We start from the raw sequence: 13,693 nt of genomic DNA on the forward strand, positions 1-13,693 counted from the left end.
ACAATATAGATGAACACGTTATTTTTAGATGCCGCATTTTCGAAGCAAACAGAACGTCCACCGGTATGGATGATGCGCCAGGCTGGCCGTTTTATGCCTGAGTACTGGGAAATCAAAAACAAATACTCTTTCCTGGAGATGTGCAAAACGCCAGAAATTGCAGCGGATGTAACGATGTTGCCAGTGGATTTACTGGGTATCGATGCTGCCATCCTTTTCTCGGATATTTTAGTAACCGGAGAAGCTATGGGCGGTGACCTGAGTTTTACTCAAGGTGTTGGGCCAAGATTCGCCAATCCTGTACGCTCTGCGAAAGATGTAGATAACTTAAATGTAGATTGCCTGGGCGAGCTGCAATATGTAGCAGATGCCATTAAAGTAATTCAGCAGCGTTTAAATGGCAGCATTCCATTGATCGGTTTCGCTGGTGCACCATTTACAGTAATGAGCTATCTGGTTGAAGGCGGTTCTTCAAAAGATTTCAAGCTGACCAAGCTGTTGATGCACAATCAGCCAGAAATTGCACACCGTTTATTAGCGAAAATTGCTAAAGTAACTGCAGATTATTTAAACCTTCAGATTGCTGCCGGTGTAAACGCAATTCAGATTTTTGATAGCTGGGCGATGGCATTGTCATGGAACGATTATCAGGAGTTTTCTCACCGTTATATCCAGGAAATTATTGCAAACCTGAATAGAAAAGATATCCCTGTGATCTCTTTCTGTAAAGGCAGTTCTGTATTTGCACCGATCATGGCACAGGCAAAACCTGATGTGATCTCTGTAGATTGGAACGCAGATTTATTAAACATTAAACAAAGTTTGCCTGCTGGTATCGCTGTTCAGGGTAACCTGGATCCGTTTATCTTATATGCAGATAAACCAGTCATCAAAAAAACAATTCTTCAGTTGTTTGAGCGTATGCGTGGTGAGAAAGGGTTTATCTTTAACCTTGGTCATGGTATCATGCCAGACATCCCATTCGATAACGTGAAATATGCAATCGAAGTAGTTAAAGAATTCAGATACTAATATATAATCCAGGCCATCTTTAAAGCTTGCTTTACAGATGGCCTTTTTAATGATCAAAAAAGAAACAAAATGGAATACTATTATTACGTACTCTCTGTGCACATCATTTTTGTGGTAAGCTGGATGGCGGGGTTGTTTTATAGTGTCCGCTTGTTTATCTACCATGTAGAGGCCGAAACCAGACCTGAGCTGGAGCGCAATATCCTGCAAATAGAATATGAGCGTATGGAAGCCAAGCTTTGGCACATCATTACCACACCAGCGATGGTGCTGACGGTTGCCGCTGGGGTAACGATGATTTGCCTTAATCCTGGTCTGATGTCCGTAGGCTGGTTCCATGTGAAGCTCGCTTTTGTGGTCCTTCTTTTGATTTATCATTTCATTTGTCAGCGGATCATGAATCAGTTGAAACATGGCAAATGTAAAATCAGCTCTTTCCAGCTGCGTTTATGGAATGAAGTAGCCACAGTCCTGTTGGTTGCTATTGTTTTCACTGTAGTGCTTAAAAGTGCAGTAAATTGGATTTATGGACTGATTGGTCTGATCATTTTCTCCTGTGTCATCATGATGGCTGTGAAATGGTACAAATCTTACCGTAAAAAGCACAATTGCTAATCCCCTTTTTATTATTTTTTTTATTTTTCCCTCTGCGTGCAACCTTTAGTTGATCATGCTCATCTTCTATATACCAAACAAACAGATGATTTTGACGCAGTATACGATAAATGAACTCATGGAAGGCTGTAAAGCTGGAAAGCGAAAGATGCAGGAAGCGCTTTATCAGCAGACTGCCTCTAAGATGCTGGTCGTTTGCATGCGTTATGCGAAAGACCGGATGGAGGCGGAAGATGTGTTGCAAATGGGCTTTATCAAGATTTTTCAAAAGATTGGGGAGTATAGAGGAGATGGGTCTTTTGAAGGTTGGATGAGAAGGGTCATGGTGAACACCGCAATTGAGAGTTATAGAAAAAATTTGAGAACGCTGAATATCGTGCCGATTGAGGATGCTTATGAGCAGCCAGGTGTGGGTTTCGATTTTAGCAGACTAGGAATGCAGGATTTATTGAAAGTGATACAAAAGCTTTCTGACGGTTATAGAATGGTGTTTAACATGTACATCATTGAAGGATATTCTCATAAGGAAATCGCTGAAACATTAGGGATTTCTGAAGGAGCAAGTAAATCGCAGTTGTCGAGAGCAAGGGCGATCTTAAGAGAGGAGATTATAAAAATGGAGGGTATAGATTATGCAAGCTATGCAGGATAAAGATTTTGATCAGTTGTTCAAAGATAAATTTGAAGGGGCAGAAATAAGGCCATCGGCGAATTTGTGGGGCAATATTGAAAAAGAACTGACACCAAAGAAAAAGCGTGTTTTCCCGATTTACTGGGCAGCCGCTGCTGCTGTAGCAGTGATTGCAGTGTCGGTAGGTTTATTAGCTCCGGAAACTGAAAAGATGCAGCTGCATGGGACTACAGCGGGTTCGGGAAATAGTGCTGCGGTGATTAATAAAGCTGGGAATAATAGGACAGCAGCTGAAAGCACTAGCACTGGTGCAATAACAGTTCCTGTTACAGATGAGGGTGATCCTACCGGAACTCCTTTAGTTCTCGCTCCAAAATTGAAGTTGAAAAATCTGGTTCAGGAAAATAATTTAGTGGCAGTGCAACGAAATGAAAAGATCAAGCGTCATCAAATAAAAGCAGTGGAGATGAAAACTACTTTGAAAGAAGAAGAGCTGAAATCAATGCCGGAATTGGCAACGGAAAATGTAATCGCTAATGTACCTATACCTGATGTACAGCGAGGAGATCAGGAACTGATAGAAACAGAAGGCAGGGAAAGAAAAGGCATTAGAAATGTAGGGGATGTGATCAATTTTGTGGTAGATAAATTGGATAAAAGAGAGCAGAAACTGATACAGTTTAAAACGGATGAGGATGACAACTCTTCTTTAATCGCAGTAAACATTGGCATTTTAAAATTTAATTCAAAAAAGAACAAGTAGCACACTTATATAGCTCAACCAACAATATGAAGAAATTAGTATGGACAACACTTTTGGTAAGCGGGCTTGCCGGTGTTATGGCACAAAGCGCATTTGCACAACAAGATAGTGTGAAGAAGAAATCATCATTTGGTATAGACAATGGGCTGATCTCTATCAAAATCAACGGAAAGGACAGCACCAGCAAGGCGAAAGCACCAAAAGGCCGCTTTATGGGTGGCATTACCTTCACACGCCTGGATATTGGTTTCTCGAGATTGGTAGACAATGGCAGTTTTTCTTTATCAAAAGAAAATGACTTCCTGGATTATACGGGTGTAAAAACAAGTACAGTTTCATTTGATGTTCTGCAGTTTGGCTATCGCTTTGATCCCCATTTTAAAGTATATATCGCCGGTGGTTTCGACTGGACGATGATTCGCTTGAAACAAAATATCACCCTGAAAAAGAACAGTCCGACTTTAGACTACGACCAGGAGTCTATAGAGTTCTCTAAAAACAGGTTGTCTAATAGCTATGTGCACATTCCTTTAAATTTTGAATTGCGTACAAAAGAAAATTCCCATGGTAAACGTTTTTACTTTGTATTCGGACCAGAAGTCGCTTTCCTGTTAAATGGAAAAGTAAAACAGGTCAGCAAGGAGAAAGGAAAAGAGAAGTTTAAAGATGACTATAACTTCGAACCATTCCGTTATGGCGGTACGTTGCGCATCGGTTATGGTGGCCTTGGTATTTTTACCAAGTATTACTTCAACGATATGTTTACAACCACGGCACAAAAAGGACTTAAAAATATGGCATTTGGTGTCACCCTAGGATTAAACTAATCAATACACACACAAATATTACTGATCCCGTAACCTTGATAGGCTGCGGGATTTTTTTTTGGCAAGACTAAATACTTTATCTTTACCGCGTGAAGGAAAACATCATCAGCGTTAAGAACATCAGCAAACAGTATCAGCAGGAACAGGCTTCTGGAATTCATAATATTAGTTTCGATATTAATAAAGGAGATATTATCGCCATTATCGGCGAAAGTGGCAGCGGTAAATCGACCCTGCTGAAATGTATTTATGGTTTACTGACTATTGATGAAGGTGAGGTTCGCTACCAGGATGAAAAGGTATGGGGACCAGATGTATTGCTGATTCCAGGGCACAAGCAAATGAAAATGGTGACTCAGGATTTTTCACTGAACATCTATGCAAAGGTCTATGACAATATCGCCTCCATGATGGCCAATACAGATGTAAATCATAAACATCAAAAAACGATGGAAATGATGGTTCATTTGCATATTGATCACCTGAAAGATAAAAAGATTACGGAATTAAGTGGGGGAGAGCAGCAAAGGGTGGCAATTGCCAAAGCTTTGGTTACAAATACTTCCGTTTTACTACTGGATGAACCTTTTAGTCAGGTAGATGCACTGCTTAAAAATCAGCTTCGCGCAGATATTAAAAGGATTGCTGCGGAGACAGGCGTGACCGTGATTATGGTTTCTCATGATCCTGCAGACGGATTGTTTCTTGCCGACGAGTTATTGATCATGAAAGATGGTCATTTGCTGGAACGTGGTAAACCGGAAGATATTTATCAGTATCCTAAACATATATACACCGCTAGAATGTTAGGGAATGCCGTGGTTTTAAACCCGGAAGAAGCGAAAAAACTAGGTTTGGAATTGAAGGAAGGACATGCTGTGTTTTATCCGGAATGGGTGGAGCTGAACAATTCCTGGAACAGCAGGCGCTTTGAAGTGAAAGATGTGTATTATAAAGGATTTTATGAGGAACTTTTGCTGGAAAGAAATGGCGTGAAAATCAGAGCCATCCAATTGAATAGGGGAGTACATAAAAAAAACGACCACGTTCAGGCGAACATTGGTCGTTTCTTGTCGTTATCACCTGATCTTCATTAAAGGATCAGGTTTGAATATTTATTATCTCAACTTTGAGGTTACAAAAGTTACTCTTAAACCCAAATCTCTTGTTGGCCTTTCAGGTGTTAAAGTTTGGTCCCCTGTAGTCTGTATGTCAATGATGATTGCACCTTTTCTTACCGTATGGCTATAAGTTTCGCCACCATACACAAAAGGCATTGCTCTGTATTCCGGAACATTATTATCAGGATAAAGCGACACAATTACCGCATCATTATTAAATGTTTCATCATCTAACTCTGGGAAAGGAATTGTGGCTGTTAAAGTTGTCCTATTTGGAGTTGCGATCCATGCACTTGGCTTTATGACCACTTCAATCGTTTCATTTGGAAGTCCTGGATCAACGATCACTTCCTTCTTGCAAGATGCCAAACCTAGCGTGGCCGTGCAAAGTAATAATAGTAATATCTTTTTCATATCATTTGTGTGTTTGATGTTCGTATAGCAAATCTTTTGCCATAAAAATACAATTCTGTATTTACTTATATTGTAATTAAAATGCGATACAATATATTGTACTGTATTACGGCTATAATTCAGCTGATGAGTGAATTGTGATCAACGTTTGGTAGAATGAAAGGGAAGTCCAGAAGCCAGATTTGTGATCGCATCTGCCATACGCTGGATCCTGGTTTGAAGAACCGGAGAGTCCAGTAGCCAGGTAAAACATTCTTGCTGTTTAATTGAGGATAGTTTTTGAAAAGCAGTCCATGCTGCGGGCTCGTCCTTTAAGCATTCAATAAAATCTTCATTGGCAATTTCCAGTTTAGGGTCACTGTCGGGGTACAGGCATACCCTCACTTTTTCTCCTTCCTGTTTCTTAATTTCTTTGCGGATGGCTGCTTTTACCGGAAGGAAAAGTATGCCTTTTTTCATGGGCATTAAGGTCACTTTACTGACCTCATAACCGTCTATAAATCCCTTTACTTTTTGCCAGCTAAAATAACTATGCTTGCCGGGCTGTATTTCAGGGAAGCGAACATAGGTCCATCCACCCTTTCCAGGGAAACGTTCCAGTAATAAATCCTGGTCAATTAATGGTAATTCTTCCATAATCAGATGCCGCGTCTGTACTATTAATCGCTGATGTAAAATTATAAATATTTTGGCAAACTAAACACTAATAGACTTCAATGGCATTGCGAAGAGAAATTGTTGATTAGTGAAAAATGCCGCATCAAGAATATTGATACGGCATTAATTTGGGTCAGTAAATAAGTCTTGATGGTATCGCATCCATTTCAGAATAGGTATACCAAGGAAGTCTTTTATACCAGGTATTCGAATAAAGTCTGATCGTTGTTCAGTTCAATAATTTCGAACTTAAACTCTCTCATTCTTTGCAATAAAGATTCGTAATCTGATGGTTCCTGCAACTCAATTCCGACTAATGCCGGACCACTTTCGCGGTTTGTTTTTTTGATAAATTCAAACCTGGTGATGTCATCATGCGGACCTAAAACATTGTTCACAAACAGTTTTAAAGCACCTGGTCGCTGTGGGAAACGTACGATGAAATAATGTTTCAATCCTTCAAAAAGCAATGACTTTTCTTTGATCTCCTGCATTCTTTCAATATCATTGTTTCCACCGCTCACGATGCAAACCACTGTTTTACCAATAATTTGCTCTTTGATCTGCTCTAAAGAAGCTACGGCTAAAGCACCTGCAGGTTCTACTACAATTGCATCCTCGTTGTAAAGTTTCAAGATGGTCGTACAGATCTTTCCTTCAGGAATCAATAACATTTGATCCAATAGCTCGTTGCAGTACGCAAAAGTAAGGTTGCCAACTCTCTTTACTGCAGCACCGTCTACAAAGCGGTCGATGTCTCCCAATAGAACGGGAGCGCCACTATTCAGGGCTTGTTTCATTGAAGGAGCACCTTCAGGTTCTACGCCAATCAGTTCAATTGCTGGTTTCAGGTTTCTCAAATAGCTGCCTACTCCTGAAGCCAGGCCACCGCCGCCGATAGGCATGATCACCATATCCAGTTCCGGAAGGTCTTCAAAAATTTCTACACCTACTGTTCCCTGACCTTCGATCACTTTTGTATTGTCAAAAGGAGGAACAAAAGTCATCCCATGTTCTGCAGTATAAGCCAAAGCTTCTCTTAAGCAATCATCGAAAGTATCACCTACTAACACAATTTGGATATGATCGCCACCGAACATTTCTGTTTGTTTTACCTTTTGCTTAGGGGTAATTTCCGGCATAAAAATAACCCCTTTGATGTTCAGCTTTTTGCAGGAATGAGCTACACCCTGTGCATGATTTCCTGCACTTGCGCAAACCACTCCCTTTGCTACCTGCTCAGGTTCAAGAGTGCTGATCATATTGTAAGCACCCCTTAATTTGTATGAGCGTACCAGTTGCAAATCTTCTCTTTTCAGATAAATATTTGCCTGGTAGGTTTTAGAAAGTCCTGCATTATACTCCAAAGGGGTACGTTTTACCGTACCTTTTAATCGTTCCGCTGCCGCCAGAAAATCCAGTATCACTTCTTTTTCTACACTCATTTTTAGATAAATTTATTCATTGCATCCAGATAAGCATTGGCCGAAGCTTTTACGATATCTGTACTAAAACCATAGCCTACATAAGATTTTCCTTCGTAAGAAACCTTCATGTTCACCTTACTCACATCATCGCTGCCACCATGCATCGCCTGAATGGTGAATTCATTTAATAGAATATCTTTTCCTACGATGGATTGAATGGCTTTAATAGTCGCATTAACAGGTCCATTTCCAGTGGCCATCGCTTCTTTTTCTACGCCTTCATGTTCTAATCTGATGCTGGCAGTAGGGCTTAATGGATCACCGCAAAGCACTTGTAACAAGTTCAGTTTGTAACCATTTTTTACGGCACCTTCTTCGCCATCGCTCATTAAGAAAAGAATATCATCATCACAGATCGTTTTCTTCTCATCAGCCATGATCAAGAAACGTTCATATACCTGATCCAGATTCAAACGATCGATCTCATAACCTAAACGCTCTAAGTGATGCTTTAAGGCATGGCGACCACTACGGGCGGTCAGGATAATATCTGCTGAGTTCAAACCAACATCTTCCGGATTGATGATCTCATAGTTTTCTCTGTGTTTCAAGAAACCATCCTGGTGAATTCCAGAACTGTGGGCAAAGGCATTCTGTCCGATGATCGCTTTGTTTGGCTGTACCGGCATGTGCATCATACGACTCACCATACCACTGATTTCAGTGAAGTGTTTGCTGTTGATGTTAGTGGTTAGATTCAAAGCATGGTGTGTTTTCAATACCATCGCGATTTCTTCCAAAGCCGTGTTTCCAGCACGCTCACCGATACCGTTAATGGTACATTCTACCTGACGCGCACCGTTGATTAAGCCTGCAAGACTGTTTGCCGTTGCTAAACCTAAGTCATTGTGACAATGAACAGAGATGATCGCCTGGTCTATATTTTTAACATTTTCTTTTAGGTAAAGAATTTTTGAACCATATTGATCTGGCAAGCAATAGCCATTCGTATCAGGAATGTTCACTACAGTAGCACCAGCAGCAATTACGGCTTCAATCATTTGCGCTAAATAAGCATTGTCTGCACGACCAGCATCTTCTGCGAAAAACTCAATATCTTCCACAAATTGCTTTGCATATTTTACTGCTGCAACCGCTCTCTCCAGAATTTCTTCTCTTGTGCTGTTGAACTTGTATTTAATGTGCATATCTGAAGAGCCGATTCCAGTATGGATCCTTGGTCTCTTCGCGTATTGTAATGCCGCAACAGCGGAATCAATGTCTTTTTTATTGGCACGTGTCAACGCACAGATGATCGGTTCTCTTATCGCTTTTGATAAGTCTACCACGCTCTGGAAGTCTCCAGGGCTTGAAATAGGGAAACCTGCTTCAATCACATCTACTCCAAGTGCTTCGAGTGCTTTTGCAATTTGAATTTTCTCTGGGCTCGACAACTGGCAGCCCGGCACTTGTTCACCATCACGTAAGGTGGTGTCAAACACATAGACTCTATTAGGATCGTGTAACATAATTCTTGGTGTTTAGTTAGATTTTGAAGTATTCTGTGCAATATATTTTAAGACCAATTGACCCATTTCTTTGGTTCCAAGAACGTGGTAAGGGCTGGTCGTATCATCGGCAATGTCATTTGTTCTGTAACCTTCTTTCAATACCTGATCTACAGCATCAATGATCACTTTTGCTTCTGCCAGCAGTCCGAATCCGATTTCCAGCATCAGAGAAACAGATAGGATAGAAGCTAGTGGGTTCGCCAGATTTTTTCCGGTGATGTCATGTGCCGAGCCATGGATGGGTTCAAAGAAACCAGTGCTTTCTCCTACAGAAGCAGAAGCTAACATCCCCATAGAACCTGCAATTTGTGAAGCCTCATCAGTTAAGATATCACCGAATAGGTTAGCGGTTAATACCACGTCAAACTGTTTCGGATCTTTGATCAATTGCATCGCTGCATTGTCGATAAACATGTGGCTTGTCTCTACTTCCGGATATTGTTTGGCTACTTGCTGTACGGTTTCTCTCCATAATCTTGAGCTTTCCAATACATTGGCTTTATCTACAGAACAAAGTTTTTTTCTACGTTTCATCGCAGCTTCAAATGCTTTGTGTGCAATTCTTTCTACCTCGTAACGGTGGTAGATCATCAAGTCAGAAGCAGTGTTTTTGTCTTCAGAGCGGGTTTTTTCACCGAAATAAACATCTCCGGTCAGTTCTCTGAAAAACAGAATATCGGTACCTTTTAATATACTAGGTTTAATGCTGGAGGCATTTAACAACTCATCAAATAATAAAATCGGGCGTAGGTTTGCATATAAGCCTAATTCCTTACGGATTTTAAGTAAACCTTGCTCTGGACGTACTTTCAAAGAAGGATCATTGTCATATAGTGCATGGCCTACTGCACCAAAAAGGATGGCATCGCTTTTTTGTGCTTTTTCCAGCGTTTCATCAGGTAGGGGATTACCGGTTGCTTCGATTGCAGCATGGCCCATTAGCGCCTCATCATAGCTGAATTCGTGTCCGAAATTTTTAGCAATTTCTTCTAATACCGCTTTACCCCAGGTAGTGACCTCTGGGCCAATACCATCACCAGGAATGACTAATATATTTTTTTTCATTTTCTAAATGCTTTGTAATAAGTGTTCAACGGATTTTACTGCACCGTCTTCTAATAATATTCTTTTTTCTATACAGGCTGGTAATTGCGATTCAAAATGGCCAACGTAAACTAACGTGGTGCCATCTTTACATAATTCATCTACCAGTTTGTTGAAATGTTGTGTTTGCTGCTGATCTAAACCCTGACAAGGTTCATCAAGGATCAATATTCTCGGTTTTTTAACGATTGTTCTAGCCAGTAAGGTTAAGCGCTGCTTACCTAAAGGCAGTTGGTTCATCAGTGTGTTTTTGTAGGCGGTTAAGCCGAAATACTCCACTAACTCATCTACCTGGGCATGTTTGGTAGAGCCCGGGCTGCAATACAATCCTGAACTGTCGTAAAAGCCAGAGGCGATGCTTTGCCAAACGGTGGCAGAGGCATCAAAATACCAGTGTAATTCCGGTGAGATTAAACCAATGCGTTCTTTGATTTCCCAAATGCTTTCACCTGTTCCTCTTTTATTCCCGAAAAGATAAAAGTTGTTGGCATAAGCCTGAGGATGATCTCCACTGATCAAGCTTAATAAAGTAGATTTCCCAGAACCATTATGACCTTGTAGAAGCCATTTTTCACCGGCATTAACCTCCCAGTTGATGTTTTTCAATACCTGCTTCTCTCCATATCTGATGTTCACATCAATCATTTTGATGATGTGTTCAGCTGTGGTAGAGGACTGAGCTGAATCAAAAACTGAACTCGCATTGCCCGCTGAAACCTGCTCTTTTTGAAGGAAAGAAGGTAAAGGTTTGATGATTTCTTCCAATCGTTCTTGAGGAGATGGAGGGGAGGAAATCTCTTTTAACTTACCTGCTTCTAGAATCGCAAATCGATTGACGGTTGATGGTAATTCAGTTTCATTACCAATAATGATCAACTGTGTTCCATTTTCTGATAATTCGGTCAATAAATCGTTCAGATTAGCACGGGAAAGTTTATCTAATCCATTATAAGGTTGATCTAAGATCAACAATTGAGGTTTTGACCATAAAGCCTTAACCAATTGCAATTTTTTATGTTCTCCGCTGGATAACTGTAAAAGTGCAGCGTTTTTTAAAGTAGCAAAACCTAAAGCGGTCAACAGTTGCTCTAAATTTTCAAATGAAAGCCCTTGATCGTTTCCAAAGCGCGTTAATTCTGCGGTCACAGTAGCCGTAATTGCAGTGGCTAAACTTTGGTAACGCTGCTGATAATAGAAATTAGAAGCGCCTTCAAGATCTTTAAACTGGTACCAGTTGGCTACATAGTAGGTTTGTGCTGGTAATGCAGAAGAAAGATCAAAATTTAGCTGAATGTCGCCCTCAAGGCTAGGGATCAAACCTGCAATTGCTTTTGCTAAAGTAGTTTTACCGCTGCCACTTTCGCCGCATAACAACCAATTGTCATTGGAATTTATCGTCCAGCATAAATCCTGTAATACAGGTTGCTGCTGATACTTTAAATTAAGGTTGTGGATATGGACGACGGGCTTTGACATTATTTTGTTTGTTCAAATTCTTCAATTAAATGCTTTTGGTTTAAGATGAAATCGATGTCATCATAACCATTGATCAGGCAGGATTTTTTATAGGCATTGATTTCGAAACCTTCCTGAGCACCAGTAGCAACGATAGTCACTGTTTGATTTTCTAAATCAATTTCTAATGCTGCAGCATGTTCTTTTTCAACCGTGTTAAAGATTTCTGCTAAAAAGGCATCCGTTACCTGGATAGGCAATAGGCCGTTATTCAACGCATTTCCTTTAAAGATGTCGGCAAAGAAACTGCTGATCACCACATCAAAGCCTGCATCCTGGATTGCCCATGCAGCGTGCTCACGACTACTGCCGCAGCCAAAGTTTTTTCCTGCAACCAGGATTCTTCCTTTGTAGGCTGGGTTGTTCATCACGAAATCAGCTTTTAAGGTCTGATCACCGTTGTAACGCCAGTCGCGGAATAAGTTTTCACCAAAACCTTCACGGGTAGTCGCTTTTAAGAACCTTGCCGGAATGATCTGATCCGTATCAATGTTCTCTATGTTTAAAGGCACAATTGCCGAGGTTAACTTTTCAAATTTTCTCATGATTCTTCGGATTAAGCGTGTACAGGTTCGTCTAATAAAGTTCTTACATCGGTTACCTTACCCGTAATTGCTGCTGCTGCTGCGGTTAAGGGACTGGCTAAAAATGTACGGGAATCCGGACCTTGTCTGCCTTCAAAATTTCTGTTAGAAGTAGACACACAGTATTTTCCTGCAGGGATTTTATCCTCGTTCATCCCTAAACAAGCACTGCATCCTGGTTCACGCAATTGAAAGCCTGCGGATTCAAAGATCTTATCCAAGCCTTCCGCAATTGCTTGCTGCTCCACTTGTTTAGAACCTGGAACAATCCATGCAATCACATTTTCTGCTTTCTGGCGACCTTTTACAAACGCTGCCACTTCACGTAAATCTTCGATTCTTGAATTGGTACAGCTGCCGATAAATACATAATCAATCGCTTTTCCTACCAATTCCGTATCTTCTTCGATGCCCATATAATCCAAAGCTTTCTGGAAAGAAGCTTGTTCAGAAACGGCCTGATCACCTGTAGCAGGGATGTGTGCGGCAATGCCCATACCCATACCCGGATTTGTTCCGTAAGTAATCATAGGGCTGATGTCTGCTGCGTCAAACGTTAATACGCTATCAAATTTCGCATCAGCATCGCTGTATAATGTTTTCCAATAAGCTAAAGCCTTATCCCAGTCTTCGCCTGCCGGAGCAAATTCTCTTCCTTTGATATAATCGTAAGTGATCTGGTCAGGGGCAATTAAACCACCTCTGGCACCCATTTCAATGCTCATATTACAGATCGTCATTCTCGCTTCCATACTCAAAGCTTCGATCGTCGAGCCTGCATATTCGATAAAATAACCTGTACCACCGGCAGCAGATATCTTAGCAATAATGTATAGAATAATGTCTTTAGCAGAAACACCTTTACCTAATTCCCCGTTTACCTCGATTTTCATCGTTTTCGGGCGCTGCTGTAATAAGCATTGTGTGGCAAAAACCTGCTCTACCTGTGAAGTACCGATACCAAAAGCAATTGCACCGAAAGCACCATGTGTAGAAGTATGACTATCGCCGCAAACCATTGTTTTTCCTGGAAGGGTGATGCCCAATTCCGGACCGATGACATGGACAATTCCTTGAAAAGGATGACCCAGGCCATACAGCTCGATACCAAATTCTGCACAGTTTTTAGTCAGCATATCCACCTGAAAACGGGAAAGTTCCTCTTTAATCGGTTGTAACTGATTTAAAGTTGGAACGTTATGATCTGCAGTCGCAACTGTTTGCTGCGGACGGAAAACAGGCAAGCCTCTTTTGCGTAAACCATCGAATGCCTGAGGTGAAGTTACTTCATGAATCAAATGGGTATCGATATATAAAATATCAGGGAAACCAGCTTCGCTTTTTACCACATGCGCATCCCAAATCTTTTCTACTAATGTTTTTGACATTTTCTATTGCTTTTAAATGGCTGAGGCCATGAAGACCTCAGCCG

14 protein-coding genes are annotated in these 13,693 nt (G+C 40.9%); 6 read left to right on the forward strand and 8 right to left on the reverse strand.

Going from position 1 to position 13,693, the window contains the following annotated elements; translation table 11 throughout:
• Positions 1-9: 9 nt before the first annotated feature.
• The 6 genes from hemE to K7X70_RS04615 all read left to right on the forward strand — a co-directional run bounded on the left by hemE (position 10) and on the right by K7X70_RS04615 (position 4,965).
• On the forward strand, positions 10-1,032 hold the full coding sequence (gene hemE / locus K7X70_RS04590; RefSeq protein WP_062547034.1) for a uroporphyrinogen decarboxylase: 1,023 nt from the start codon (positions 10-12) through the stop codon (positions 1,030-1,032).
• Positions 1,033-1,101: 69 nt separating this feature from the next.
• A complete protein-coding gene (gene hemJ / locus K7X70_RS04595; RefSeq protein WP_222535956.1) occupies positions 1,102-1,647 on the forward strand; it encodes a protoporphyrinogen oxidase HemJ in 546 nt (181 codons plus the stop codon).
• Between the two features lie 85 nt (positions 1,648-1,732).
• Positions 1,733-2,299 (forward strand): RNA polymerase sigma factor, encoded by a 567-nt coding sequence (locus K7X70_RS04600; RefSeq protein ID WP_222535957.1) that lies wholly within the window; start codon positions 1,733-1,735, stop codon positions 2,297-2,299.
• Entirely contained in the window at positions 2,280-3,041 is a 762-nt protein-coding gene (locus tag K7X70_RS04605; RefSeq protein ID WP_222535958.1) for a hypothetical protein, read from the forward strand. Before K7X70_RS04600 ends, K7X70_RS04605 begins: the two co-directional genes overlap by 20 nt.
• A 26-nt stretch (positions 3,042-3,067) precedes the next feature.
• On the forward strand, positions 3,068-3,868 hold the full coding sequence (locus tag K7X70_RS04610) for an outer membrane beta-barrel protein (protein ID WP_222535959.1): 801 nt from the start codon (positions 3,068-3,070) through the stop codon (positions 3,866-3,868).
• A gap of 89 nt (positions 3,869-3,957) precedes the next feature.
• On the forward strand, positions 3,958-4,965 hold the full coding sequence (locus K7X70_RS04615) for an ABC transporter ATP-binding protein (protein WP_222535960.1): 1,008 nt from the start codon (positions 3,958-3,960) through the stop codon (positions 4,963-4,965).
• Positions 4,966-4,986: 21 nt separating this feature from the next.
• Here the strand turns inward: K7X70_RS04615 and K7X70_RS04620 are convergent, their stop codons facing one another.
• The 8 genes from K7X70_RS04620 to leuC form a co-directional block, all read right to left on the reverse strand.
• A complete protein-coding gene (locus K7X70_RS04620) occupies positions 4,987-5,403 on the reverse strand; it encodes a hypothetical protein (RefSeq protein WP_222535961.1) in 417 nt (138 codons plus the stop codon).
• A 141-nt stretch (positions 5,404-5,544) separates the two neighbouring features.
• The gene (locus K7X70_RS04625; protein WP_222535962.1) at positions 5,545-6,039 is read right to left on the reverse strand and encodes a YdeI/OmpD-associated family protein; all 495 of its coding nucleotides are present in this window, start codon (positions 6,037-6,039) and stop codon (positions 5,545-5,547) included.
• Positions 6,040-6,254: 215 nt separating this feature from the next.
• Positions 6,255-7,505, reverse strand: coding sequence for a threonine ammonia-lyase IlvA (ilvA, locus tag K7X70_RS04630; RefSeq protein WP_222535963.1), 1,251 nt, complete (start codon positions 7,503-7,505; stop codon positions 6,255-6,257).
• A 2-nt stretch (positions 7,506-7,507) separates the two neighbouring features.
• A complete protein-coding gene (locus K7X70_RS04635) occupies positions 7,508-9,016 on the reverse strand; it encodes a 2-isopropylmalate synthase (protein ID WP_222535964.1) in 1,509 nt (502 codons plus the stop codon).
• Between the two features lie 12 nt (positions 9,017-9,028).
• The gene (gene leuB / locus K7X70_RS04640) at positions 9,029-10,123 is read right to left on the reverse strand and encodes a 3-isopropylmalate dehydrogenase (RefSeq protein WP_222535965.1); all 1,095 of its coding nucleotides are present in this window, start codon (positions 10,121-10,123) and stop codon (positions 9,029-9,031) included.
• Between the two features lie 3 nt (positions 10,124-10,126).
• On the reverse strand, positions 10,127-11,638 hold the full coding sequence (locus K7X70_RS04645; protein ID WP_222535966.1) for an ATP-binding cassette domain-containing protein: 1,512 nt from the start codon (positions 11,636-11,638) through the stop codon (positions 10,127-10,129).
• Positions 11,638-12,222 (reverse strand): 3-isopropylmalate dehydratase small subunit, encoded by a 585-nt coding sequence (gene leuD / locus K7X70_RS04650; protein ID WP_222535967.1) that lies wholly within the window; start codon positions 12,220-12,222, stop codon positions 11,638-11,640. The genes K7X70_RS04645 and leuD overlap by 1 nt, the downstream gene beginning before the upstream one ends.
• An 11-nt stretch (positions 12,223-12,233) precedes the next feature.
• Entirely contained in the window at positions 12,234-13,649 is a 1,416-nt protein-coding gene (gene leuC / locus K7X70_RS04655; protein ID WP_222535968.1) for a 3-isopropylmalate dehydratase large subunit, read from the reverse strand.
• Between the last annotated feature and the right edge of the window lie 44 nt (positions 13,650-13,693).

It is taken from the genome of Pedobacter polysacchareus (genome assembly GCF_019802255.1).
In the GTDB taxonomy this organism is placed as follows: domain Bacteria; phylum Bacteroidota; class Bacteroidia; order Sphingobacteriales; family Sphingobacteriaceae; genus Pedobacter; species Pedobacter polysacchareus.